Here is a 23,841-nt window from a genome sequence, read left to right as displayed (position 1 = left end):
AGAACCGTCTCAGGGGCTGTTGCGCACATCGACGTAGAGTACCAGACTTTGGCCGGGCTGCAGATAGCGGGCGGTATTGATCTTGTTCCAACTGGCGATGTCGCTCACATTGACGGAAAACCGGTTGGCAATCGCCGTTAATGAATCCCCTCTGCGCACCCGATAACCCACCCTGCGCACCATGGCACGGTCGCGGGCGCTGGCCAGCGTGGCGGGTGTTGCGTTGTTTGACCAGACCACCAGACGCTGGCCCGGTATCAGAGGGTCGCCCGGGGCCATATTGTTCCATTTGGCCACTGCCCGCACCGAGACACCGTGGCTGCGGGCGATGTCCCAGAAGGTGTCGCCGGGTTTGACCAGGTGCTCAATCCGGGTGCCGTTACTGCGCTGGCCGCCGCGGGCCTGGGTTTTGGCCAGCCGCTGACTCTCGCTGAGAGCGTAACTCGACGCCCCCTTGGTGGCGGTGGGAATCAGCAGTTGCTGGCCGGCTCTGATAAAGTCGCCGCGCAGATTGTTGACCTCCCGAATGACTGCGGTGGTGGTGCCAAACTTCCTGGCGATGGTCGACAGATTGTCTCCGGAAGCGATCTTGTAATGTTGCCAGGACACCCGTTCGGCGGGGTCCAGGGCTGCCAGCCCGGAGCGGAGCCGGTCGCTGTTGTCCACCGGAACCAGCAGGCGGTGGGGGCCGGAAGGCGAAGTGGCCCAGCGGTTGTAGGACGGGTTGAGCAGGTAAATTTCGTCTACGCTGACCCCGGCAAGTTTCGCCGCTTGCGCCAGGTCTATCTGGCCGCCGGTATCGACTACGTCAAAAAACGGCTGGTCCTCGATGGTCGGCAATTCGATCCCGTAGGCTTGCGGGTTGTCGAAAATTTGCGCCAGAGCGAGCAGCTTGGGCACATACTCGCGGGTTTCCCGCGGCAGTTGCAAAGACCAGTAGTCGGTGGGCCGGTTACGCTGGCGGTTCTTCCGCATGGCTTTTGAAACCGTGCCTCCGCCACTGTTGTAAGCCGCCAGAGCCAGCATGTAATCGCCGTCAAAGCGTTTGGCCAGGCGATCGAGATAGGTGAGCGCAGCATCGGTGGCGGCCAATACGTCTCTACGCTCATCGTGCCACCAGCTTTGGGTCAACCCGAAATACTTACCCGTAGACGGAATGAACTGCCACAGGCCGGCGGCACGCCCGTGGGAATAGGCGAAGGGATCAAATGCACTTTCCACGATGGGCAGCAGGGCCAGTTCGCCGGGCAGACCGCGTTTTTCAGTCTCGTTGACGATGTAATGGAGATACCGGCGACCACGCTCGCTCACCCGGGCAATGTACGCGGGGTGCTTGCGATACCAGTCCAGCTGTTGCCGTACCCGTGGGTTGTCAGCGTTGTGATCGAGGGCGAACCCGGCGCGCAACCGGTCCCATAAATCATTGGGGGTGTCGGCTTCCGAAGTGGCGCCCGTCGATGTGTCGAGTTTTTCCCGTGCTTGTCTGGCGGTCGCTTGCATGTGCGGGGCGATGGAATCGTCCAGGTCGGTCACGCCTTCGCCGGCGGCAACCTGAAGCGCCTCAGAGTCGAGCACTTCCGCTTCGGCCGGCTCGCCGGCGGTGCCGGTCCAGTCGGGCAGCATGGGGCGTAGTGAACTGCAACCGCTGGATAAAATACCAACACACAGCAAGGCGGTTAAACTTCTGGCCGTCATAAACATTCTTCCGACAATTCATACGTTAGGAAACGGCATGGATTCTAGGTGAACCGCTATAACGGAGCAACACGCCCAGTGTTACCGCCCTGACAGGTTGTGTAACCGGGATCAGAACTGATCTTTACCGTGGCGCACAGCGGCCAACACGGAGTCCGCGCTGTCCACGGTCAACTGATGCTTGGCGCCGTAAGCTTTCGCGGCCTCAATAACGGCGTCGTCGTCCCATCTCAGAAACGGGTTCAGTCGTTTTTCCCGCCCCAGAACCCCCGGCACGGTCGGTAGGTGCCGGTCTCGGAGGGCAATGCATTCGGCCTCAAATTCGGCGAGTGCGGCGTCGTCCGGTAGCCAGTGGCGCGCAAATTTCAGGTTCGCCAGGGTGTATTCGTGGGTACAGTACACCGCCGTCTCGTCCGGCAAATCTCTGAGCTTGCTCAGCGACTGCCTCATTTGGGCAGGAGTGCCTTCGAACAAGCGGCCACAGCCGCAGATAAACAGGGTATCTCCACAAAACAACACGGGCCGGTCAGCGACCTTCTGGTCGGAATAAAAGGCGATATGGTCCAGGGTGTGGCCCGGTACGGCCATGACCCTGAAACTCATCCCATGCCAGTCGAGGGTGTCGCCGGAACGCACCGGGGTGTCGATGCCGGTGAAGGGCGAGTCTGCCGGGCCCACCACCCGCTCCGGTGACAAGGCCGCGACCAGAGCCTGCACACCTCCGGTGTGGTCCGGATGATGGTGGGTGATCAGAATGGTATCAAGAATCAGGTCGTGCTCCGCAAGATGTTGTATGACCTGCTCAGATTGCCCGGGATCAACCACCAGAGCCCTCCTAGATTCCCCCTGACTGAGACACCAGATGTAATTGTCCTTGAATGCGGGAATGGGAGTGATCGTCAGCATAGCCTTCACCATAAGAGCCTGAGTGTGGTGTATGGAATTGATTGCTATCATAGAGCAACCGCGCTTCTAACCCAACCGGGACCGCACCATGAACAGAGAACTGATGAGCTATCCAGAACGACACCGCAGTTTTGAGCATTGGTTCCAGACTTCGCTTGGCCGTGCGTTACTGGCCGACCAGCGCCAATGCATAGACACCAAGCTCGAGCAGATACCACCGGCTGCCCGCCAGCTCCAGGTAGGAGTCAGTCATCGCTTGCCCTTGGCCGGCAGCACCGATTTCACCCAAAAAATTGTGACCACCCCGGAATGGAGTCCGGATTTGCCTGAGGGTGTTGCCGTGTGCGACGCCGACGAATTGCCTTTTCCAAATGACTCCATTGATCTGGTGATACTCCATCATACGGCGGATTTTTCCGCCTACCCGCATCAGGTCATCCGGGAGGCCAGCCGGGTCATGCGGGGCGGCGGCCAGCTGCTGGTGTTCGGATTCAATCCGCTCAGTCTGTGGGGACTCCGTCGGTTGGTTTCCCGCAGTCACCGGGGGCCCTGGGGGGCGCGCTTCATCATGCGTTCGCGCATGGAAGATTGGTTGAGTCTGCTCGATTTTCAGGTTGAGTCGTCGGACACTTTCTTTTTACGGCCACCGCTCCAACGCAGTCACACGGCGACCCGGCCCGAGGCAACGGAACGGAATTGGTGCGCTCGTGTTCTCCCTGTCGGTGCTTATTACTGTATCCTTGCCACCAAGCGCGTGTATGCCTCGACCAGAACCCGGCAGGCATGGCGGCGGAACAACGTGGTGGCGATGCCAGGTGCAATCAGTGTGTCGGCCCGCCACTCCAGAACCAATGAGAGCAGTAATGACAGATAAAGCAGTGAACACCGATGAGGTGGTGATTTACACAGATGGTGCCTGCAAGGGCAATCCCGGTGCCGGCGGGTGGGGCGTTGTACTGCGTTTCGGAACCGCCATGAAAACGCTGCATGGGGGTGAGCGTAATACCACTAATAACCGCATGGAACTGATGGCGGCCATTAAGGGGTTGAATGCCCTGACCCGCAGTTGCCGGGTGGCGCTGTACACCGATTCCCAGTACGTGCGCAAAGGTATCACCGAATGGATGAGCGGCTGGAAAAAAAATGGCTGGAAAACCGCCGCCAAAAAACCGGTGAAAAACGAAGATTTGTGGAAACAACTCGATGCTGCGGTGCATCGGCACCAGGTCAACTGGCATTGGGTGAAGGGGCATTCCGGTGTGCCGGACAACGAACTGGCCGATGAACTGGCCAACCGTGGTGTGGAAGAGCTGGTGAACGGGTAGGAGGTGGCAACATTATGAGACAAATTGTACTGGATACCGAAACCACAGGTATTGATCCCGCCGCGGGACACCGCATCATCGAAATCGGGTGTGTGGAACTGGTGGAACGGCGGCTGACCGGGCGCCACTATCACGTGTACATCAACCCTGAGCGGGAGGTGGAAGCGGAAGCGGTGGCCGTTCACGGCATCACCGATGAATACCTGCGGGACAAGCCCTTGTTCAAGGATGTGGCGGATGAATTCTTCGCGTTTATCAAAGGGGCCGAGCTGGTCATCCACAACGCCGCGTTTGACGTGGGATTCATGGACGCAGAGTTTGCCCGTCTGCCATCGGGCTTAAAAACCGCCGACCACTGCGGCATTGTCGATACCCTCGCCATTGCGCGGGCCAAATACCCCGGACAAAGAAACAGTCTGGATGCGCTGTGTAAGCGTTACGGAGTGGATAACAGCGCCCGGGAACTGCACGGCGCATTGCTGGATGCGGAGATTCTGGCCGATGTCTATCTGCTGTTGACCGGGGGGCAGACCGCGCTTTCCCTGGACGCCGGCTCCGCAAACGGTGAGGGCGGGTCGCAGGTCAGACGTCTGCCCGCGGACCGTAAGCCTTTGCCGGTGTTGCGGGCAGACAGCAGCGAAATCGAAGCGCATGACAAGTTGCTGGCGGTGATTGAGAAAGTCGCGGGGGAAACCCTGTGGTCCAGGCTCCCTGAATAGCCGCAAACCGAGACCTGTGTATTAGTGTACGTATTGTTACACTTCCGGCGTCTTGAGGAACGGGTGTTTTGTGCTATAAGTAGTCGTCAGTTCTTTGTTTTCCATAAATTTCCGTACGTTGATACCTCCGCAGCCAGCAACGAAACGGCCAGTGCATCAAAACAGGACGTGTGTATGGTTCAATCATCTTTAGCCACCAGACCGCAATCGTTTGATCTGGTCAAAAGTGAAATTGAACAGACCATCAAGCATGCCGGGATGAGCCTGGACCGGTTCCAGGATAACCGGGAAAGCGGCGAGGACTTACAAAACTGCGTCGACTACCTGAACCAGTTACGAGGCATATTCGTTCTCATCGAGTTGCGGGGTGGCACCCTGCTGTGCCAGGAAACCGTGGCTCTGGCCAATGACGTGCCCGTGGGCGCCAATGACGACAAGAACATCCTCCTCACTTCGCTGAACAGTGCCCTGTTTATTCTGCAGAGATACGTTGAGTATTATCATCAGCAGCGGGTCGATCATCCCGAACTCCTGTTGCCGGTCATCAACGATCTGCGGGAAGCTCGCAAGGCGCAACCCTACCCCGAGTCCTGGTTTTTTGATATCGACCTGAACAAACGCCCGGACTTCTGTGCCGGTCTGGGGCTGTCCCCAATGACCGCTGGCCGGGATGCGCATGAGATGTTGGCCCGCCGGATGCGGCTGACTTACCAGGTTGGCCTGCTCGGCGCGTTGCGCGAACGGGACGATCAGGTCAACAAACGTCTGATTGGTCGTGCCGCCCGCGGTTTTGCCCGTTTGTGTGCGGGAACCCCCATGGCGCAGATGTGGGGCTTGCTGGCCACCGTGATGGACACCATGCTGGACCGCTCCATGGTCATCAGCAAGGCCCGCAAGCGCATGCTGATGCGCATCGAAAGCTGTGCCCGTGAAGTGATCTACGTCGGTCAGGCGGCCAGCGCCAAAGAGGCGCCGGAATCTCTGATCCGGGATCTGGTCTATCTTCTCTACCGCAGTGGCTCGACCAACCCGGAGGTGGTCGCGGTATTGCACGCGTTCGATCTGACGCCGGCCGAATACACGGATACCCAGTTTGAGGCCCACAGCAAACGTTTGTACGGCCCCGGAGTGGACGTACTGAAATCGCTGTCTGCGGCGCTGCAGGAAGAGCTGAATCAACTTAAGGATAAGCTTGACATCATCGAGCGGGGGATCGAACCGGATCTGGCGGAATTGAGCATCATTGCCATGGCGCTGGATCGCATGTCGAACACCCTGCTGATGGTGGACCTCAATCAGCTGTCCGAGGTGGCGCGCCGCGAAGCCGCCAAATTGCGCCAGTGGGAGGCGGAATCCCGCCTGCCGGCGGAGCGGGAGCTCTATTCGCTGGCGGATGCGGTGCTGGATATTGAAAGCGCCATACTGCAGATGCTGAATCGCGGGGTCACCTCTGAATCGGACGCTCTGGCCGAGGCCCGTAACTCCCGTCAGCACTCGGTGTATTTCAACGAAGCCCTGTTGGTGGTGTCTGACGAAGCCAAAGACGCACTCACACTGGCCAAGCGCGCGATCACCGCCTACGTTGATACCGACTACGACAAGCTGCACCTGGCGAATCTGCCGGCGACTCTGCACAGCGTGTGGGGGGGCTTGCAGATGGCGGGCGATCCCTCCGCCGCCGAGACGGTGGAACGGGTTGCCCGGGCCATTCAGAAAAAACTGCTGGATACCGAAGAGCCACCGAATGGCATGGTACTTGAGGCGCTGGCGGATGCATTGACATCGCTGGAGTATTACATCGAGGGGCTAGGTGCCCACGTGGAATCCAATCCGAAACTGCTCACCCTGGCGGCGGCGGCGTTGGACGACGCTCTGCTCTGAGTACCGCCCCCCAGAAACAAAAAACCCTGCCGATCGGCAGGGTTTTCAGCGGGTGACCCGTGGCTCGCGGCCTAGCCCATGTCGAACAGTTCGCCCAGCTTGGTTGCCAGCATCATATCGCCTTCTGCACGCAACTGACCCGACATGAAGGCCTGCATGCCGTCGGTCTCGCCAGACACAATCCCCTGAAGCGTTTCCGAATTCATAATCAGGGTTACCGAAGGGTCATCGCTCGGGCCTTCAACCAATGCGCAGGTGCGATCTTTGATGGCCAGGTGGTAGACCTTGTCGTCTTCAATATCAAACTGGAAAATCAGATCCTGGCCTGCAGCCGCGTCTGGGTTGAAGTTCTTTTCCAATTTTTCAAATACCTGAGCTACAGACATTCTTTTACCTTTTTGACTGGTTGGCATGTGCCGGGGTGTATGTTTGCTGGTTAGCAACAATTCGACTTTAGGGTGAGGAAGGGACGCCTGTCAAGCTTGATCGAACGCTTGTTTTAATTTTTTGATGCGGGTCTGCAAAATTACAATTCCGGAGCGCTTGTTCCACCGGACGCCTCAGTTACAATCGTGCTCTCGCTGTATGACTCTTCAACTGGAGAAGCACTTTGGAATTTTTGACAGAGTTTGGGTTATTCATCGCCAAAACCACCACCTTGGTCGTTGCCGTCCTCATTGTGGTATCTGCCCTGGTATCAGTGGCTCACAAGCACAAGAGTGACGGCGACAAAGAGGGCGAGTTGCGGGTGCGCCGCCTGAACGACACATACCGCAAGCTGCGGGAGGAGATCCAGGCCCGGATGCTGAGTGCCGATGAGCGCAAGCAGTGGCTGAAACGCCAGAAAAAAGAGAAAAAAGCGGCAGCCAAAGCCAACAAACGCCAGTCAGAGGGGCAGGCCAGCCCACCCAAAAAGCCCCGGGTATTCGTGCTTGATTTTGACGGCGATATCAAAGCCAGTGAAACCGATACCCTGCGGCGCGCCATTACCGGGGTGCTGAGTGTGGCCGAGGCCGGGACGGACGAAGTGGTGGTGCGTCTGCAAAGCGGTGGTGGCCTGGTCCACGCCTACGGTCTGGCGGCCGCCCAGTTGGACCGCATCCGCAGTAAGGGCATTGCCCTGACAGCCTGTGTCGACAAGGTAGCGGCCAGCGGCGGTTACATGATGGCCTGTGTGGCCGACCGTATTGTTGCCTCACCATTCGCGGTCGTCGGTTCCATTGGCGTTGTGGCCCAGCTGCCTAACTTCCATCGCTTTCTGAAGAAAAACGATGTGGATTTCGAAGTGTTGACCGCTGGTGAGCACAAACGAACGTTGACCATCTTTGGCGAAAACACCGAAAAGGGACGGGAGAAATTCCTCACGGATCTGGAAGATACCCATGGGTTGTTTAAAGAGTACGTGGCCGAGCGTCGCCCCGCGCTGGATCTTGAGGCAGTGGCAACGGGGGATGTGTGGTTTGGCCGGCGAGCCCTGGCGGTCAACCTGATTGATGAAATCAAGACCTCGGACGAATACCTGATTGACGCCTGTGAGCGGGCCGAGGTCGTTGCGGTGAGCTTCGAGCACAAGCGCAGTTTGCCTGAAAAACTGGGGTTGGCGGCCAGTACCGCGCTGGAGCGGAGCCTGTTGCGCGTGTTGAGTCTGTTTCGTACCCAAAAGCTGCAGTGAGCTCATGCGGTTTGAGGGTATGTGCGCGGGTGGCCCTGCGGACACCCGCGCAACCGGTCAGGCGCGGCGGCGGAACAGGGGCTCGTCGGTATCGGTTGCCGCCTGATAGCCCTGGCTGAAGAAATTCAGGCAGGAGGCGGCCTTGCCAATGTCTTTGTCCGCCCGCAACACAAAACTGCTGAACCCGCAACGCTTCATGAACTGCAGCTGGTCCAGCAGCACATCCCCCACGGCGCGCAGGTCGTTCCGGTAACCATGGCGTTCCCGCAACAACCGGGCCGTGCTGTAGCCCCGCCCATCGCTGAATTTGGGGAAGTTGATGGCGATCACCGGCAGGTCATTGGCGAATGCTGCCAGCACGTCGGGGTCGTCATGCCCATCCAGCCAGACGCCGATGTCGCCCCGGCCGGACAGTTCACCGGCGTTGGCGGCCCAGTAGTCGAGGGGTACCAGCACGGGCCCGGAGGGCAGCGTGAGGGTTTCACCCTCGGCAGGCCGCTCAACAAGAACCCAGTCGTCGTGGCTGATCACGCCCTGGCTGCTGATGACTTCAGGCATATACACGCTCCTTGAACGGTTGGATACCGATACGGCGGTAGGTGTCCAGAAACTCCTCCTCCTCGGTACGGTTGTTGACATACACGTCGATGATCTTTTCCACGACATCGGGCATGGCCTCGCTGGCAAAAGAAGGCCCGAGAATTTTGCCTATACTGGCGTCGTGCTGGGACGAGCCGCCCAGACTGATCTGGTAGAACTCCTGCCCTTTTTTATCAACACCCAGAACGCCAATGTGACCCACATGGTGATGCCCGCAGGCATTCATGCAGCCGGAAATGTTCAGGTCGATCCGCCCCAGGTCGTACAGGAAGTCCAGGTTGTCGAACCGGCGCTGGATGGCTTCAGCGATGGGAATCGACTTGGCGTTGGCCAGGGAGCAGTAGTCACCCCCGGGGCAGCAGATCATGTCGTTGAGCGTGTTCAGGTTGGCAATGGCAAAATCCAGCGGCGTGAGCGCCTGCCACAGCTCAAACAGCCGGTCCTGACGCACATCCGCCAGCACAACGTTTTGCTCGTGGGTAACCCGCACCTCGCCAAAGCTGTAGGCGTCAGCCAGATCGGCGATCTGCTCCAGCTGACGGTCGGTGACATCCCCGGTGGGCACGCCGGTCTTTTTCAGGGTAAGGGTAACAATGGCGTATCCCGCTCGTTTATGGGGGTGCACATTGTGGGTCAACCAGTCGTTGAAGGTTTTGTGACGGAAACGCAATTCTGCCAGTGTGTCGCTGCAATCGGCCAGGTCGGCGTAAGCCGGTTCCGTGAAGTGTTTTTTCATGGCGTCGATGGCGGCGCGGGTCAGCCGGGTCGGTGAATCCTTGATGTGCGCCCATTCCTCTTCCACCTTCTGTCGGTAACCCTCCGGCGTCAGTGCCTTTACCAGGATTTTGATGCGGGCCTTGTACTTGTTGTCACGGCGCCCGAAACGGTTGTAGACACGCACAATGGCTTCCAGATAGGTCATCAGGTCCAGCTCCGGCAGAAATTCCCGGATTACCGCGCCGATCATGGGCGTGCGCCCGAGTCCGCCGCCGACATACACCTTGAACCCGAGCTCGCCCGCCGCGTTGCGCACGATCTGCAGGCCGATGTCGTGTACCTGAATGGCGGCCCGGTCACTGTGCGGTGATGCATTGACCGCAATTTTGAATTTGCGCGGCAAGTACGCAAATTCCGGGTGGTAGGTCGACCACTGGCGAATGATTTCGCAGTAGGGGCGGGGGTCGGTCACTTCTTCGCTGTTGACCCCGGCAAACTGATCCGTGGTGGTGTTGCGAATGCAGTTGCCACTGGTCTGGTTGGCGTGCATCTCCACTTCCGCCAGTTCCGCGAGGATATCGGGCACTTCCTCCAGCTGCGGCCAGTTCAGCTGGATGTTTTGCCGCGTGGTGAAATGAGCGTAGCCTTTGTCGTAGTCCCGGGTGATGCGGGCCAGGCGCCGCAGTTGTTGCGAGCGCAGCATGCCGTAGGGCACGGCTATCCGGAACATGGGGGCATAACGCTGCACGTACAGGCCGTTTTGAAGGCGCAGCGGCAAAAACTCTTCTTCACTGAGTTCGCCTGCAAGCGCGCGTTGAGTCTGATCACGGAACTGTGCAACCCGCTCGGCCAGCATCTGCCGGTCGTGCTCATCATATACGTACATAGTGGACGGTCCTGCCCTGAAACAAAAAGAGAGCCATTGATTGACGCAGAAGAATAACAGGCCACCTATATGCTTAAAATGATTATTTAATGCTATAGATATCTATATTAGTAATAAGGGAGGGTGGCGCGGGTGGACGAAACGGCGGGCAGCACCTAGTGTTACCGGTAGCCATACCTTGTCGGAATTAATAAAAGGACGTCAGCCATGAAGAAAGGAACACGGACAGACAGTCAGGTGGATGCCATTGCGGCGGTGGTGCTGATATTTTTGGTGGTTGCCCTTGCGGTGACCTGGGTTGCGGGGCAGTAGGCTACGGCTGCATAGGGTCAGCCGGACAGCACCCAGCGCACGATGAGCACCAGGGTCAGCACAAAGCCCGCGGTGAATAACAGGGCGGCAGCCAGGTAGGGCCAGGGGCTGTGGCTGGCGAAATCTTCCTCCCGGCGCTTGCTGGATTGCACGCCCAGAGCGCCGGAAAGAATACTGGCAAACACCCGGCCAAAGCCACCAGGCCTGGGTGGGTGTTTGTTATCGGATTGTTCATCGGGCACGCGATCACCTCGGCGAGGTTGAGGGTGGCGAGCTGTCTATTCAGCAGGGTCGTACGACAGGCTCGGCTGCAGCCAGCGTTCCGCCTCTGCGACAGAAATGCCTTTACGTGTAGCATAGTCCTCAACTTGATCCCGTCCAATACGACCCACCGAAAAATACTTGGCGTCCGGGTGACTGAAGTACCATCCGGAGACCGCCGCGGCCGGGAACATGGCGAAGTGTTCGGTCAGCTCGATACCGGCGTTTTCAGGGGCTTGCAGCAGGTCGAACAGCACCGTTTTCTCGGTATGGTCGGGACACGCCGGGTAACCCGGGGCCGGGCGAATGCCCCGGTAGGCTTCCCGGATCAGGTCCTCGTTGTCCAGGTTTTCGTCTTTGGCGTAACCCCAGAATTCTTTCCGGACCCGTTCGTGCATGTGCTCCGCCAGTGCCTCTGCCAGCCGGTCGGCCAATGATTTCACCATGATGGCGTTGTAGTCATCGTTGGCCTGCTTGAACTCCTCGGCAAACTCCTCCGCACCGATGCCGGTGGTCACCGCAAAACCGCCCACGTAGTCACACTGTTCCCCGGACTCGTCCGCAAGGAAGTCCGACAACGACAGCATTTCCCGGCCGGGGGCTTTGTCGTCCTGCTGGCGCAAGTGGTGCAGGGTGGTGAGCTCCTCGGTACGCGATTCATCTTTGTACACCACAATGTCATCGCCCCGCCGGTTGGCGGGCCAGAAACCGATGACCGCCCGGGCCGTGATCCGGTTTTCATCAATCATCCGGTTGAGAATCTGCTGGGCGTCGTCAAACAGCGATTTGGCGGCTTCGCCCCGTTGCGGGTGATCGAAGATGGCCGGGTATTTGCCTGACAGGTCCCAGGAAATGAAAAACGGGGTCCAGTCAATGTAGGGCACCAGGGTTTTCAGATCGTAGTTATCGAAGGACTTGAGTCCGGTAAAGCCGGGCCTGACGATCTGCTGCTGCGAGAAGTCCAACCCGGGTGCGCGCTCGCGGGCTTGTTCCAGCGTCACCAGTTTGACCCGCTCCCCGCGATTTTTACGGCGCTCGCGGATCATGTCGTATTCGCCGCGGGCGTCGTTAACGAATTCTTCTTTGGCGGTTTCGCTGAGCAGGCGTGAGGCCACATTGACGCACCGGGAGGCATCAGCAACGTAGACGGCAATGTCGTTCTGATAATGGGGTTCTATTTTGACCGCGGTGTGGGCTTTGGACGTGGTCGCCCCACCGATCATCAGCGGGATGTTGAAGTCCAGCCGCTGCATTTCACGGGCCACGTGGGACATCTCGTCCAGTGAGGGGGTAATCAACCCGCTCAGGCCGATGATGTCGACGTCTTCCTTGACCGCCGTTTCGAGGATTTTCTCGCACGGGACCATTACCCCGAGATCGATGACCTCGTAGTTGTTGCACTGCAATACCACGCCGACGATGTTTTTGCCGATGTCGTGAACGTCGCCCTTGACCGTCGCCATGAGGATCTTGCCCTTGGCTTGCTGGCCTTCGGATTTTTCTGCCTCAATGAAGGGGATCAGGTGGGCCACCGCCTGCTTCATGACGCGGGCACTTTTCACCACCTGGGGCAGAAACATTTTGCCCTCACCAAACAGATCGCCGACCACGTTCATGCCGTCCATGAGCGGACCTTCAATGACTTCAATCGGGCGGGGCAGTTCCAGGCGGCAGGCTTCGGTGTCCTCGATAATGTAGGTGGTGATGCCCTTGACCAGTGCATGTTCAATCCGCTTGCTCACCGGCCATTCCCGCCAGGACAGGTCTTCTTCCTGCACCCGGCCGCCCTTGTTCTTGAATCGTTCGGCGATTTCCAGCAACCGGTCGGTGGCATCGTCCCGGCGATTGAGTACCACGTCCTCGACCAGCTCTTTCAGTTCCGGCTCGATTTCGTCGTATATCACCAGTTGTCCGGGGTTGACGATGCCCATGTTCATCCCGGCCTTGATGGCGTGGTAGAGGAACACCGAATGGATCGCCTCGCGCACTGCGTCGTTGCCGCGGAACGAGAAGGACACGTTGCTCACCCCGCCGGAAATGGAGGCGTGGGGGAGGTTCTCCCGAATCCAGCGGGTGGCGTTGATGAAGTCGACGGCGTAATTGTTGTGCTCTTCGATGCCGGTGGCAATGGCGAACACGTTGGGGTCAAAAATAATGTCGGCGGGGTTGAAGCCAATGCCCACCAGCACCTCGTAGGAGCGCTTGCAGATCTCGATCTTGCGCTCGAAGGTGTCTGCCTGCCCGGTTTCATCAAACGCCATCACCACCACCGCGGCTCCGTAGCGCATGCAGTCCCGGGCGCGTTTGATGAACTCTTCTTCGCCTTCCTTAAGGCTGATGGAGTTGACGATCGCCTTGCCCTGAATGCACCGCAATCCCGCCTCGATCACTTCCCACTTGGACGAGTCCACCATGATAGGCACCCGGGAAATGTCCGGTTCGGAGGCAATCAGCTTGAGGAAGGTGGTCATGGCTTCCTCGGAGTCGAGCATGCCCTCGTCCATGTTTATGTCGATGATCTGGGCGCCGTTCTCCACCTGATCGCGGGCGACACTCAGCGCTTCTTCAAATTGCTCCTCTTTGATCAGTCGCAGGAAGCGTCTTGAGCCGGTCACGTTGGTACGTTCACCCACGTTGATAAACAAGGTGTTTTCGTCGCCGGTAAAGGGTTCCAGGCCGGACAGACGCAGCGCGACCGGGCGCTCGGGTATTTTGCGGGGCGGGTATTTGGCCACAGCCTCGGCCACGGCCTTGATGTGCTCCGGAGACGAGCCACAGCATCCACCGATAATATTGACAAAGCCATCACGGGCAAAGCCTTCAATGATTTTTGCCATTTCCTCAGGAGTCTGGTCGTACTCACCAAATTCGTTGGGCAGCCCCGCGTTGGGGTGGGCGCTGACAAAAGTTTCCGCTTTGTTGGACAGTTCTTCCACATAGGGGCGCAGGGCATCGGCGCCGAGCGCACAGTTGAGACCCACCGCCAAGGGGCGGGCATGGGCAACGGAGTTCCAGAAAGCCTCGGTGGTCTGCCCGGACAGGGTGCGTCCCGATGCGTCGGTGATGGTTCCGGAAATCATCAGCGGCAGGGCAATGCCGCTGTCTTCAAAATATTGCTGGGCGGCGTATATGGCTGCTTTGGCGTTCAGGGTATCAAAGATGGTTTCGATCAGAATGAGGTCGCAGCCGCCGCTGACCAATCCCTCGACCGCCTCATAGTAGTTGTCCACCAGAGTCTGGAAATCCACATTGCGAAAGCCCGGATTATTCACGTCCGGCGACAGCGACGCGGTGCGGGAAGTGGGGCCGACGGCGCCGGCCACAAAACGTGGCCTGGTTGGGTTGGCTGCGGTCACTTCGTCGGCCACCTCGCGGGCGATACGGGCGGATTCAAAATTCAGCTCCCGGGCTGCGGACTCGAGGCCGTAATCGGCCTGGGACACCTGGGTGCTGTTAAAGGTGTTGGTCTCAATGATGTCGGCCCCCGCATCCAGAAAATCGCGGTGGATGCGCTTCAGCAACGCCGGCTGGGATAAGCACAGCAGGTCATTGTTGCCTTTCAGGTCCCGATCGAAATTTGCGAATCTTTCGCCACGAAACGCCGCTTCGTCCAGTTTTTCGTTCTGGATCATGGTCCCCATCCCGCCATCGAGAATCAGAATGCGTTCATTCAGGGCTTGGGTCAGTGCCGCCTGGCGGGTATTGCGATCGATCATAGTGATAACATCCGAAAGTCATGGAGAGCGTAATTAAGCCGGATCATAGCAAATATGCGGTTTTGCGTCCCCGTGGATTTGACCTGGAGCAGTTGGTTGTTGCCCGATAAAGACTGAGTAAATTGGTCGGTCTTTGAAAAAACCTCAAAAACCCCTTAAAATGGCCTCACATTTACCTGAACAGGTTGTTACGAGATGGCCCTGGTTACAGTAACTGATTCCGCGCGCGACTATTTGGCGCAACTGATTGAAAAACAAGATGTTGAAGGCATGGGTGTGCGCATCTTTGTGACTCAGCCTGGTACCAAGCATGCCGAAACGTGCCTGGCGTATTGTCCACCGAACGAAATTGTGGCCACCGACGAACAGGTGGATCTCGAAAAATTCATCCTGTATCTGGACCACAACTCCGTGCCGTTTCTGGAAGAGGCCTATGTGGACTACTCCAAGGATCAGATGGGGGGCCAGTTAACCATCAAGGCTCCGAACGCCAAAGTGCCCAATGTTGATGAGAACGCACCGCTGGCGGACCGCATCAACTATGTGCTGGCCTCAGAGATCAACCCCAGTCTGGCGTCCCACGGCGGTGAGGTGTCGCTGGTGGAGGTAGTGGACGGGTCAGTCGCCGTGTTGTTGTTCGGCGGTGGCTGCCAGGGCTGCAGTGCGGTCAGCCTCACGCTGCAGCAAGGGGTTGAGAAAACTCTGGTAGAGCGGGTGCCGGAAATCACCGCGGTACGGGACGCGACCGATCACTCTGTGAAAGACAATGCCTATTATCAGTAAGTTGTTTCAGGCGTAACCACAACTTCAGGTTGTTGGGTGTTATCAGACCGGCTTTCACGCCGGTCTTTTTTTTTGCCGGTGCGACACACCGGTCACACCGCTGGCGAGGCGGGCCGGGTGGCTACCGGGGCTTGCTCGAACCTGTGCCGGTCCCGGTGCTCCCACAGGGTGTGGGCCAGCTCCCACGCCGCCGACTGACTGGCCGCGGCACCGGTTTCCAGCAGCGCCAAGGCTGCTGTTGATAACACCGCAGCCTCGCCGTAGCTGTCGGTCGCGGCCCCCGACCAGACCGCGTACATATGGTGCAGGCTCAGTGATTTGGGTTTGACGTGTCGACGCTCGAACAGGGCCGGCCAGCTGACTTCGTCGGTGTCCCCGGCGCCGTTCGCGCGTAACACGGTTAAGGCGTTGTCGGGGTTGCGCTCAGACTCTCCGCCTTCCCCCCGGATGACCACCGTGCGTGGGTAGCCCAGCAGTCGCCCCGACTCCTGGTGAAGAGGCCCGTAGGGGGGGTGGAATATCCCCTGCAGGGTGACGGGCGCGGTTAACGGATTGATCAGGCGCGCCAGGGAATGCACCGGCGAACGCAGCCCCAGAATCGGTCTTAACTCAATGATGTCGGCCAGTTGCGGTGACCACGCCGCAAGGGGCAGGTAGGTGAACTGCCGCGCAGCGAGTTGTTGCGCCGCCTCTGTCCAGGAAGTGGCCGGAGCCAGGCCGAAAGCCGCCAGGGTTGGGCGCAGGTACAGGCGTTCCGGGGTGTGGCCATCGGCACCGTGGATAAACACCCGTAAGCCGTGTTGCGCCAGCAATAAAATGGCAAACAGGAACCAGGGGGGGTGGCGGCGCTTGCCCGCATAAGACGGCCAGTCGAGATCGACGCTCAGCCCCGTCGGTACCTGGGTATGCTCCCGCACCGCCTGGACAAACCCCGTCAACTCGGCGGCGGTTTCTTCCTTGACCCGCAACAGCATCAGGAAGGCGCCGAGCTGGGTGTCTTCCACATCTCCCTGCAGGATGAGCGACATGGCGTGGCGCGCTTCGGCCTGACTCAGGGAGCGGGCGCCCCGTTTGCCCCGCCCCAGAATGCGGACATAGGGGGCAAATGGATGCTCGCCCTCTCTCGGCTCGGGCAGTATGGAATCGACCGGCTGGTTCATCATCGCTCCTGTAACGCTATAAACAGTTGGTGGGACGGGGCAGGCCGGCAATGCGGCAGGCGGTTTTGGCGGGCGTCCCGGGAAACAGTTGCATCAGGTAGATGCTGTTACCCTTGGCTTCGCCAAACCGCTCTTTGACCGCTTTGACAAACAGGCGGTTGGAGGGCGGTGAGACCTCATGAATCTTGTAGAAGTCACGAAGGAACTCTATGATTTCCCAGTGATTTTCGCTCAGCTCTATCGCGGATTCTGCGGCGATAACAGCGGCGATTTCAGCCGACCATGCCCAGGGGTCCTCGAGAAAGCCTTCGTTGTTCCGTGCTACGTGCATAGGGTGGTTACCAGCTGATTATGCGGCTGGCCTGGGTGGTCAGGCGAACCATGTGGTCAAACCCGACTCCGTAACGGCTGAGCCCGTTCCCGGTTAAACCGCGGGCGTCCATATCCGCAGCCAGCGCTGCCACCCTGGCCGGTAGCGTAAGGGTGGTGTCGGCCAGTGCCAGCACCGCATTTTCGGTCAGCAGCAACTGATCTTCTCCGGTCACGGCGGCCAGGCACAGGGCAAATCGCGGGTGATCCGGAGACTTGTTGAGAATGTGTAAGGTGGTCATGGGCATACTACGTGGCTGTAGGAGGATAACAGGGCGGGTTCAAAACGAACGGTCTCTACCCCCGCGAGCAAGTCGACGGGCGCCAGGCCGAACCGGGTCAGTGACGTGCTGTCTGCCAACAGTTGGTCTACGCCAAATACGGTGGCTGCACTGAGATTGCGATCCACGTTCTTTTGCGCAATGAGCTCGGCCTGCTGCCCCTGGCGCAGCCAGTTTACACCTGCACCGGTAAACAGCAGGGCGACCGGCTGATCAAACGCGGCCAGGGAAAAGGCCATGTCGAGACCCTCGCGACCGGCCCAGTTGCCGTAAGGTGGTTGATCGATGATGATCAGTGTGGTCATAGGTCAGGCTCCACTGTGAAAATACACAACCCGGGACGATTGTAATTGTCCCTCGACCCATTCCCCCAGCCCGGCAATCTCAAAAGGCGCGGCCAGATTGGCCGCCGGCTTTTCATAGCGCGCTTGCTCGGCCGGATCCAGCAGTCCCCGGCGCAGCGCCGAGGCAATGCAGGCAACGGCGGGAATCTCGTGGGCGGTCAGCAACTCACCCCAGCGCTGGGTCCAGTTGGCTTCATCGCTGGGGGGCGCTGCCAGTACAGATGCAAGGTGAATGCCGTCACCGTACAGAAAAACCCGGTCGATGGTGTGGCCGGCGGCCAGCACTGCTTGCGCAAAATTCAGGGCAGTCTGGGGCGCCTGGCTGGTGTAGGGTGCGCCGGTAATGACCAGGGTGTAGGTCAGAATGCGAGGAGAGGGCATGATCGTCAACAGTCTCGCCTGGGTGAGTGTGCCGCCATTATACCCCAGATCAGCGACGGTGTTTGAACACAAAAAACCCCGGACGAACCGGGGTTTTGCTGAAGGGGTAACGGATCAGTCGTCGCTGAAAGCGCCAATCAGGTGGAGCAGGCTGACAAACAGGTTGTAGATGTTCAGGTACAACCCGGTAGTAGCCATGATGTAGTTGGTTTCACCGCCGTTGATGATCCGACTGGTATCAAACAGGATGAAACCCGACATCAGCAGGACAATCGCAGCACTGATGGCCAGGCTGAATCCACTGACGGCAACGCCAAACAGGCTCGCCACGACAGAACCGATGGCCGCCACCAGCACCACGATGAGGCCGGCGAACAGCATGCCGCGCAAGAAGCTGAAGTCCTTACGGGTGGTCAGCACATAGGCCGACAGCGCCATGAAGACGAAAGCCGTGCCACCCAGCGCCTGCATGACGATGACGCCGCCATTTTTCATGGCCAGGTAATGGGACAGCAGGGGACCAATGGACAGGCCGAGCAGGCCGGTGAACGCAAACACCACCCCGATCCCTGCGGAGCTGTTGGCGGTTCTCGGCAGAACCAGCCAGATCAGCGCCAGGGCGCCGAGGCTGCACATGAGGCTGACACCCTGGCTCAACTGGACCGCCATGGAAACACCTGCCATGACGGCGCTGAACAACAGCGTCATGGCCAGCAATGAATATGTGTTGCGTAAAACCTTGGTGGCTTCAGCGCTGATGCCCGCGCCAGCAGCGTGTGCGGGCTGATGTGCAGAGTAGGTGCCGTGACCCTGCTGGGCGTTAAAACGTCTGTTTTCCATTCTATTCTCCGGTGATGTCCGTGCAGTTATAGAGATCCTACCTCAATGATAAGGGTGAAACCTAAACTTTCAATCGATTGGGACAGCAAACATCGAAAATAGCTCCCTTGAACTTTCATATTCCCGGTCTCGATGCCCTGAATCTCATGCGATTCATTTAGTTGCACAGAAACCGTTGACACGGAAAACGAATCCGGTATTATGCACCCCGCTGTCAACGAGACGGCATTTGTAAGTGAAAAACCGGTGGGCTGGCAGAGTGGCTGAATGCAGCGGTCTTGAAAACCGCCGAAGGTTAATAGCCTTCCCGGGGTTCGAATCCCTGGCCCACCGCCACTTATTTCTGCAATAGTCCGCGCGACCATTCTGAACTGGCCATAATCCAGTTGCCTCAATTGCGTTTCTCCCGCATCGATACCTGAAACTTTACGACCCCATCTCACCGCTGTGCTCCTGCTGATGGAAGATCGCAAGCCGTTGTGGGTCTTCATGCGTCAAGCTCTGTGCCAGCGCCCCAAACCGTCTGAATCACCCCAAACCGTCTGAGTCACCCCCGGGAAGGCTCGTGTCTGGCACCGTTTCCCTGCTGTGATGCAGTCGCATACATTGACGCCTGCAGTTGGTTTGTAGGTTAACCGGCAGTGCGCTTTACTGGCTTGGGAGACTGGATTCATTCACCGGCAAACCGGAGGGAGCAGCTATGGTTTCAGACAATCGAAATCGCGCCGTCCTTTACCGGATGGTGATGGACGACCACCTGTGCCCGTTTGGCCTCAAATCAAAGGATTTGCTGGAGCGGGAGGGGTACGAGGTTGAAGACCACCATCTCACCACCCGTGAACAGACCGATACGTTTCAGGAAAGGCACAAGGTTGATACGACGCCTCAAACCTGGATCGATGGCCAACTGATCGGTGGGTATGAAGACTTGCGCGCGTACTTCGGCAAGGAGGCGAAAGACGGCGGCGAGACCAGCTATACACCGGTTATTGCAATATTCGCGCTGTCGTTGCTGATGGCGCTTGCCATGAGCTGGGCCGCCTACGGCAGTATTCTGACGGTGCGTGCCGCCGAATGGTTTATTGCCGCCGCCATGTGTTTGCTTGCCGTGCAAAAATTACAGGACATCGAGAGTTTCTCGACGATGTTTCTCAATTACGACTTACTGGCGCAAAAGTGGGTCCGGTACGGATATATATATCCGTTTGGAGAGGCATTGGCGGGGGTGTTGATGATTGCCGGGGCGATGCTCTGGCTGGCTGTGCCCGTTGCCCTGTTCATCGGCAGTATAGGGGCGGTATCGGTGTTTAAAGCGGTTTATGTGGATAAGCGTGAGCTGAAATGTGCCTGTGTTGGAGGCAACAGCAACGTGCCCCTGGGATTTGTCTCACTGACTGAAAACCTCATGATGGTCGCCATGGGGCTGTGGATGCTGATCCGATAGGGGGCGCACCATCAGCCAGCTGGGTGTGGTCAGAATCACCGGCGTGGCCAGTACGCTGAAACCGAAGCGTTGGTAAAAACGTACGTTGGCGGGCGTGTCGGTTTCCAGATACAGGCAAGCATCCGCCGCCCGGTTGCAGGCGTAGTCCATCAGGCGTGTGCCGACGTATTGACCTTGCCAGTCGGGTTCGACCGCCAGGGGGCCCAGATGCCAATGCGGTGTGCCCGGGTCGTGGCGGCGCCAGGTGTTCAGCCAGATGGCGGTACGCAGGCTACCCGCGGGCGTGTTGCTGGTCAGAAGCGTCGGCAGCAACCGGGGCAGGTCGCGCCAGGTGGGCCGGCAACGGCCCGGTGGCAGGAGCCCCAGCACGCCCACCAGAGTGCCGTTGCGATACGCACCCAGCAGGTCACCCTTGCGTAAAATGTAGCCCAACAAACCCGCCAACAGGCGCTGGAGGCGCTGTTGTCGCCGAGTATCCGGGCCGCCGAAAACCGCAAGGTGAAGGGGGTTGTCGCGCATTGCCCGGGCACAGAGGGTCGCAGCCCTGGTCAGGTCGGTTCTGCTCAGGGGCTGGATGGCGATCCCGGGGAGGCTCACCCGTTGCACGCCTTCATCCGGTAGCTCTTGCCGATTTCGCTGTCGAAATAAGACAGCGAGCTCTCTTCCAGCCGGTACAGTCGCGAAGGTTGACCCTTGGCCGCGATTGCACGCCGCTCGCCGGTCTCCACCAGCACTCCGGGGTTGATCCAGCGGCTGAATACCGTCTGTTTTTTCACACAAATACCAAATATTTCATAGGCATGGACAATCTGGCTGACGGCCACTTTTTCCGGCAGCAGATAGAGCAGCAGGGACGAGTATTTGATCTTGTTCAGGAAGGCGTCATAGGCCAGCCTCACCAATTTGCGGTGATCAAAGGGCAGGGGTGAGGCCCCGGTCAGAATCCCGTCAATCGACTCCCAGCGAATGCTGTCCTGCTGGTCCAGTTCGGCCATGTCGGGGCGATTGAACAGGCACAAAAAGGGAATGGTCACGGACCAGCCGAGTGCCGGATCCCGGGTGGCGCTGCCTTCGGGAGGCAACTTTTCCAGGTAACTGGGCAAGAAGCCGACCTTGCTGGTCAGGATGCGGGTGACGGCATCCTCCAGGGTGTGGTCGTATCCGTTGCCGTCGTCCAGGGGGTGTTCGCGGACCCAGCCGCCGACCAGGGCGTACTGCCCTTCGTGTGGCCCTTTCAGGCGTTCTTTCAGCATGACTTCCGGTTGCCCGTTATCCGGGTTCAGTCGCAGGCAAATAAAGTCGAGAGTGACAACCACGAGTCGGCCTCCGGCAAGTTGAGTGTTCCTGTCAGCCTATCACCGCATATTTAACTGTCAAATGAATTGACAGAAGAGCGGTGGGTCGCTATCGTTATGGTCAAATGAATTGACACTAAGGACCTGGGATGAGCGTCACCGTCAATAACCCATTGTTCCGCCGCCCGATCATCACCAGCGCCATGGACACGGATGCCTATAAGCTGCACATGCAGCAGGTGGTGTTCGAAAAGTACGCCTCGGTCCTCGTGAAGTATAAATTCCGCTGCCGCAGTGACGAGGGTCTGGCCAAGTATGTAGCTGAAATTCGCGACGCCATCTTCGCGCTGGAAGGGCTCAGTTTCACGCCTCAGCAATTGACCTACCTCAGCGAAATACCATTTCTCAAACCGGCGTTTATCGACTTTCTGCGCCAGTTTCGATTTGACCCGCAACGCTATCTGTCCATTCGTGTCGAACAGGGCCAACTGGTCATCGACAGCGAAGGCCCATGGCTGTACACCATTTTGTTTGAGATTCCGGTGCTCGCCATTGTCAGCGAGGTGCGCAACCGCCATCGCTACGGCGAAGCGGATGAAGACCAGATTCAGCGGGTGCTGTGCCAGAAAGTGGAGCATCTGCAGGGGGAGTTGCGGCGCCGCGGCATGCAAGAGTTCCAGTTCGCCGATTTCGGTACCCGCCGGCGTTTTTCCTACCCCGTGCAAAGACGCGTGGTCGAGTACCTGGCGCAAACCCTGCCGGATCATTTTATCGGTACCAGCAACTATCACTTGGCGCAGAAGTATCAACTCACCGCCATCGGCACTATGGCGCACGAATACCTGCAGGCGCACCAGGCGTTTGTGAATGTAGCGGATTCCCAGAAAGAAGCTCTGGAGGTGTGGAATCAGGTTTATCGCGGCCGTCTCGGTGTGGCGCTGACCGATTGCATCACCACGGACGCCTTCCTGCAGGACTTTGATTACCTGTTTGCGGTGTTGTTTTCCGGGGTGCGACACGACAGCGGCGACCCCATAGCCTGGGGTGAGAAATTCATTGCGCATTACGAGGCGCTGGGTATCGATCCAAACACCAAGACCCTGGTTTTCAGTGACAACCTGAATTTCGACCGCGCGCTGGACATTGCCGCTCACTTTCAGGGGCGCATCGGCACCAGTTTTGGGATCGGCACCTTTCTGACCAACGATCTGGGCGCCTGGGTCACACCCGCCGGTGATGCGTTCCGACCCTTGAACATTGTGATGAAGATGACCGAATGCAACGGCATGCCGGTTGCCAAGATCAGCGATGAACCGGGCAAAAGTATGTGCGATGATTCGGTCTATCTGGCGAACCTGAAGGCCCGGTTCAACGTTAAGTAAGGAGCAGAGTGATGAGCGACACCGACCGTAAAGCAGCTGAACGCATCCTCGCAGAGTGGGGCGTCCAACCGACCGAAGATCGCGACTGGCAGGCCGAGATCCGCCAGCGGGTGGCTTTTCTGTGTGACGCGCTGCGCAGTGCCGGGCGCAGCGCCCTGGTGCTGGGCATCAGCGGAGGGGTGGATTCAACGGTAACCGGCAAACTGTGCCAGTTGGCGGCCGATGAGATGAGAAACACCGACCCCGCAGCCCAATTCATTGCCGTCCGCCTGCCCTATGGCACCCAGGCGGATGAAGAGGACGCTCAGGCAGCGCTGCAATTCATCGCCCCGGACCGGATCATGACGGTCGATATCAAAGCCAGCGTGGACGCTCTGCACGCCGCCGTGATGGTGAATGCGGAAGACGTCGATCCGGCGGCTGCCGATTTCGAGCGTGGCAACGTCAAAGCCCGGGTGCGCATGGCTGCCCAATACCAGATCGCCGGGCTGCACCAGGGGCTGGTGGTGGGTACCGACCACAACGCGGAAGCGGTCACCGGATTCTTCACCAAATGGGGGGACGGTGCCTGTGACCTGCTGCCCCTGCGCGGGCTGAACAAACGTCAGGTGCGGCGGTTGGCCAGCGCCTTGGGCGCGAATGACGAGTTGGCTCATAAACAGGCCACCGCAGACCTGGAGGACCTCCGTCCGTTGCACGCCGACGAAGCCGCGCTGGGGATGTCTTACGATGTGATTGACGATTTTCTGGAATTCAAGGGCGGCACGGAGGAGCAGGTCCGCCAGCTGGTGGCGCAGTATCAGAAAACCCAGCATAAACGCTGCGATCCTCCGGCGGTAATGGGCGCGTTCCGCCCCGACAGCAGTGATTAA

The 23,841-nt window shown here is 58.7% G+C and carries 24 protein-coding genes and 1 tRNA gene; 10 read left to right on the top strand and 15 right to left on the bottom strand.

Annotation, left to right across the window (positions count from 1 at the left end):
* Nucleotides 1-9 precede the first annotated feature (9 nt).
* Nucleotides 10-1,695 (bottom strand): lytic transglycosylase, encoded by a 1,686-nt coding sequence (locus BG841_RS15445; protein WP_070058461.1) that lies wholly within the window; start codon nucleotides 1,693-1,695, stop codon nucleotides 10-12.
* Between the two features lie 111 nt (nucleotides 1,696-1,806).
* On the bottom strand, nucleotides 1,807-2,601 hold the full coding sequence (gene gloB, locus BG841_RS15440) for a hydroxyacylglutathione hydrolase (protein ID WP_070058460.1): 795 nt from the start codon (nucleotides 2,599-2,601) through the stop codon (nucleotides 1,807-1,809).
* Between the two features lie 88 nt (nucleotides 2,602-2,689).
* On the opposite strand from gloB, the gene BG841_RS15435 reads away from it, so the two are divergent.
* From BG841_RS15435 to BG841_RS15420, 4 genes are all read left to right on the top strand, one after another.
* Nucleotides 2,690-3,475 (top strand): class I SAM-dependent methyltransferase, encoded by a 786-nt coding sequence (locus BG841_RS15435; protein ID WP_070058459.1) that lies wholly within the window; start codon nucleotides 2,690-2,692, stop codon nucleotides 3,473-3,475.
* Nucleotides 3,465-3,926, top strand: a complete 462-nt coding sequence (gene rnhA, locus BG841_RS15430; protein ID WP_070058458.1) for a ribonuclease HI — start codon at nucleotides 3,465-3,467, stop codon at nucleotides 3,924-3,926. Before BG841_RS15435 ends, rnhA begins: the two co-directional genes overlap by 11 nt.
* A gap of 14 nt (nucleotides 3,927-3,940) precedes the next feature.
* Nucleotides 3,941-4,645, top strand: a complete 705-nt coding sequence (gene dnaQ / locus BG841_RS15425; protein WP_070058457.1) for a DNA polymerase III subunit epsilon — start codon at nucleotides 3,941-3,943, stop codon at nucleotides 4,643-4,645.
* Between the two features lie 174 nt (nucleotides 4,646-4,819).
* Nucleotides 4,820-6,526, top strand: a complete 1,707-nt coding sequence (locus tag BG841_RS15420; protein WP_070058456.1) for a chemotaxis protein — start codon at nucleotides 4,820-4,822, stop codon at nucleotides 6,524-6,526.
* Between the two features lie 71 nt (nucleotides 6,527-6,597).
* On the opposite strand, the gene BG841_RS15415 is transcribed toward BG841_RS15420, so the two are convergent.
* Nucleotides 6,598-6,912, bottom strand: coding sequence for an SCP2 sterol-binding domain-containing protein (locus tag BG841_RS15415; RefSeq protein WP_070058455.1), 315 nt, complete (start codon nucleotides 6,910-6,912; stop codon nucleotides 6,598-6,600).
* Nucleotides 6,913-7,136: 224 nt separating this feature from the next.
* On the opposite strand from BG841_RS15415, the gene sohB reads away from it, so the two are divergent.
* The gene (gene sohB / locus BG841_RS15410; protein ID WP_070058454.1) at nucleotides 7,137-8,198 is read left to right on the top strand and encodes a protease SohB; all 1,062 of its coding nucleotides are present in this window, start codon (nucleotides 7,137-7,139) and stop codon (nucleotides 8,196-8,198) included.
* 57 nt (nucleotides 8,199-8,255) lie between these two features.
* Here the strand turns inward: sohB and BG841_RS15405 are convergent, their stop codons facing one another.
* The 4 genes from BG841_RS15405 to metH form a co-directional block, all read right to left on the bottom strand.
* Complete coding sequence (locus BG841_RS15405) at nucleotides 8,256-8,756, bottom strand: DUF934 domain-containing protein (RefSeq protein ID WP_070058453.1); 501 nt, start codon at nucleotides 8,754-8,756, stop codon at nucleotides 8,256-8,258.
* The gene (locus BG841_RS15400) at nucleotides 8,749-10,401 is read right to left on the bottom strand and encodes a nitrite/sulfite reductase (RefSeq protein ID WP_070058452.1); all 1,653 of its coding nucleotides are present in this window, start codon (nucleotides 10,399-10,401) and stop codon (nucleotides 8,749-8,751) included. Before BG841_RS15400 ends, BG841_RS15405 begins: the two co-directional genes overlap by 8 nt.
* Before the next feature lie 329 nt (nucleotides 10,402-10,730).
* The gene (locus tag BG841_RS15395; RefSeq protein WP_070058451.1) at nucleotides 10,731-10,955 is read right to left on the bottom strand and encodes a DUF2970 domain-containing protein; all 225 of its coding nucleotides are present in this window, start codon (nucleotides 10,953-10,955) and stop codon (nucleotides 10,731-10,733) included.
* A 36-nt stretch (nucleotides 10,956-10,991) separates the two neighbouring features.
* Entirely contained in the window at nucleotides 10,992-14,690 is a 3,699-nt protein-coding gene (metH, locus tag BG841_RS15390; protein WP_070058450.1) for a methionine synthase, read from the bottom strand.
* 195 nt (nucleotides 14,691-14,885) lie between these two features.
* Between metH and nfuA the strand changes: the two genes are divergently transcribed.
* Nucleotides 14,886-15,473 (top strand): Fe-S biogenesis protein NfuA, encoded by a 588-nt coding sequence (nfuA, locus tag BG841_RS15385; protein WP_070058449.1) that lies wholly within the window; start codon nucleotides 14,886-14,888, stop codon nucleotides 15,471-15,473.
* Between the two features lie 92 nt (nucleotides 15,474-15,565).
* On the opposite strand, the gene BG841_RS15380 is transcribed toward nfuA, so the two are convergent.
* From BG841_RS15380 to BG841_RS15355, 6 genes are all read right to left on the bottom strand, one after another.
* Complete coding sequence (locus tag BG841_RS15380) at nucleotides 15,566-16,633, bottom strand: glycosyl transferase family protein (protein ID WP_141737115.1); 1,068 nt, start codon at nucleotides 16,631-16,633, stop codon at nucleotides 15,566-15,568.
* A 16-nt stretch (nucleotides 16,634-16,649) separates the two neighbouring features.
* On the bottom strand, nucleotides 16,650-16,964 hold the full coding sequence (locus BG841_RS15375) for a TusE/DsrC/DsvC family sulfur relay protein (RefSeq protein ID WP_070058447.1): 315 nt from the start codon (nucleotides 16,962-16,964) through the stop codon (nucleotides 16,650-16,652).
* Nucleotides 16,965-16,971: 7 nt separating this feature from the next.
* Nucleotides 16,972-17,244, bottom strand: coding sequence for a sulfurtransferase complex subunit TusB (gene tusB / locus BG841_RS15370; protein WP_083260285.1), 273 nt, complete (start codon nucleotides 17,242-17,244; stop codon nucleotides 16,972-16,974).
* Nucleotides 17,241-17,588, bottom strand: coding sequence for a DsrE family protein (locus tag BG841_RS15365; RefSeq protein ID WP_070058445.1), 348 nt, complete (start codon nucleotides 17,586-17,588; stop codon nucleotides 17,241-17,243). Before BG841_RS15365 ends, tusB begins: the two co-directional genes overlap by 4 nt.
* Nucleotides 17,589-17,591: 3 nt before the next feature.
* A complete protein-coding gene (gene tusD / locus BG841_RS15360; RefSeq protein ID WP_070058873.1) occupies nucleotides 17,592-18,008 on the bottom strand; it encodes a sulfurtransferase complex subunit TusD in 417 nt (138 codons plus the stop codon).
* 114 nt (nucleotides 18,009-18,122) lie between these two features.
* Entirely contained in the window at nucleotides 18,123-18,848 is a 726-nt protein-coding gene (locus BG841_RS15355) for a Bax inhibitor-1/YccA family protein (RefSeq protein ID WP_070058444.1), read from the bottom strand.
* 245 nt (nucleotides 18,849-19,093) lie between these two features.
* On the opposite strand from BG841_RS15355, the gene BG841_RS15350 reads away from it, so the two are divergent.
* Both BG841_RS15350 and BG841_RS15345 read left to right on the top strand, forming a co-directional pair.
* Nucleotides 19,094-19,184: transfer RNA gene (locus BG841_RS15350), tRNA-Ser, on the top strand.
* Between the two features lie 364 nt (nucleotides 19,185-19,548).
* The gene (locus BG841_RS15345; protein WP_070058443.1) at nucleotides 19,549-20,292 is read left to right on the top strand and encodes a MauE/DoxX family redox-associated membrane protein; all 744 of its coding nucleotides are present in this window, start codon (nucleotides 19,549-19,551) and stop codon (nucleotides 20,290-20,292) included.
* Here BG841_RS15345 and BG841_RS15340 read toward each other — a convergent pair.
* Nucleotides 20,236-20,898 carry a GNAT family N-acetyltransferase gene (locus BG841_RS15340; protein ID WP_070058442.1) on the bottom strand — a complete coding sequence of 221 codons (663 nt, stop codon included), beginning with the start codon at nucleotides 20,896-20,898 and terminating at the stop codon, nucleotides 20,236-20,238. The genes BG841_RS15345 and BG841_RS15340 overlap by 57 nt on opposite strands.
* Nucleotides 20,886-21,608 carry an NUDIX hydrolase gene (locus BG841_RS15335; RefSeq protein WP_070058441.1) on the bottom strand — a complete coding sequence of 241 codons (723 nt, stop codon included), beginning with the start codon at nucleotides 21,606-21,608 and terminating at the stop codon, nucleotides 20,886-20,888. The genes BG841_RS15340 and BG841_RS15335 overlap by 13 nt, the downstream gene beginning before the upstream one ends.
* Nucleotides 21,609-21,736: 128 nt before the next feature.
* On the opposite strand from BG841_RS15335, the gene pncB reads away from it, so the two are divergent.
* Both pncB and nadE read left to right on the top strand, forming a co-directional pair.
* Complete coding sequence (pncB, locus tag BG841_RS15330; RefSeq protein WP_070058440.1) at nucleotides 21,737-22,969, top strand: nicotinate phosphoribosyltransferase; 1,233 nt, start codon at nucleotides 21,737-21,739, stop codon at nucleotides 22,967-22,969.
* An 11-nt stretch (nucleotides 22,970-22,980) separates the two neighbouring features.
* On the top strand, nucleotides 22,981-23,841 hold the full coding sequence (gene nadE / locus BG841_RS15325) for an ammonia-dependent NAD(+) synthetase (protein WP_070058439.1): 861 nt from the start codon (nucleotides 22,981-22,983) through the stop codon (nucleotides 23,839-23,841).

Source organism: Marinobacter sp. X15-166B (assembly GCF_001752365.1).
In the GTDB taxonomy this organism is placed as follows: domain Bacteria; phylum Pseudomonadota; class Gammaproteobacteria; order Pseudomonadales; family Oleiphilaceae; genus Marinobacter.
Note: the sequence above shows the minus strand (reverse complement) of the source record. Positions and strands in the feature narration are given on the sequence as shown.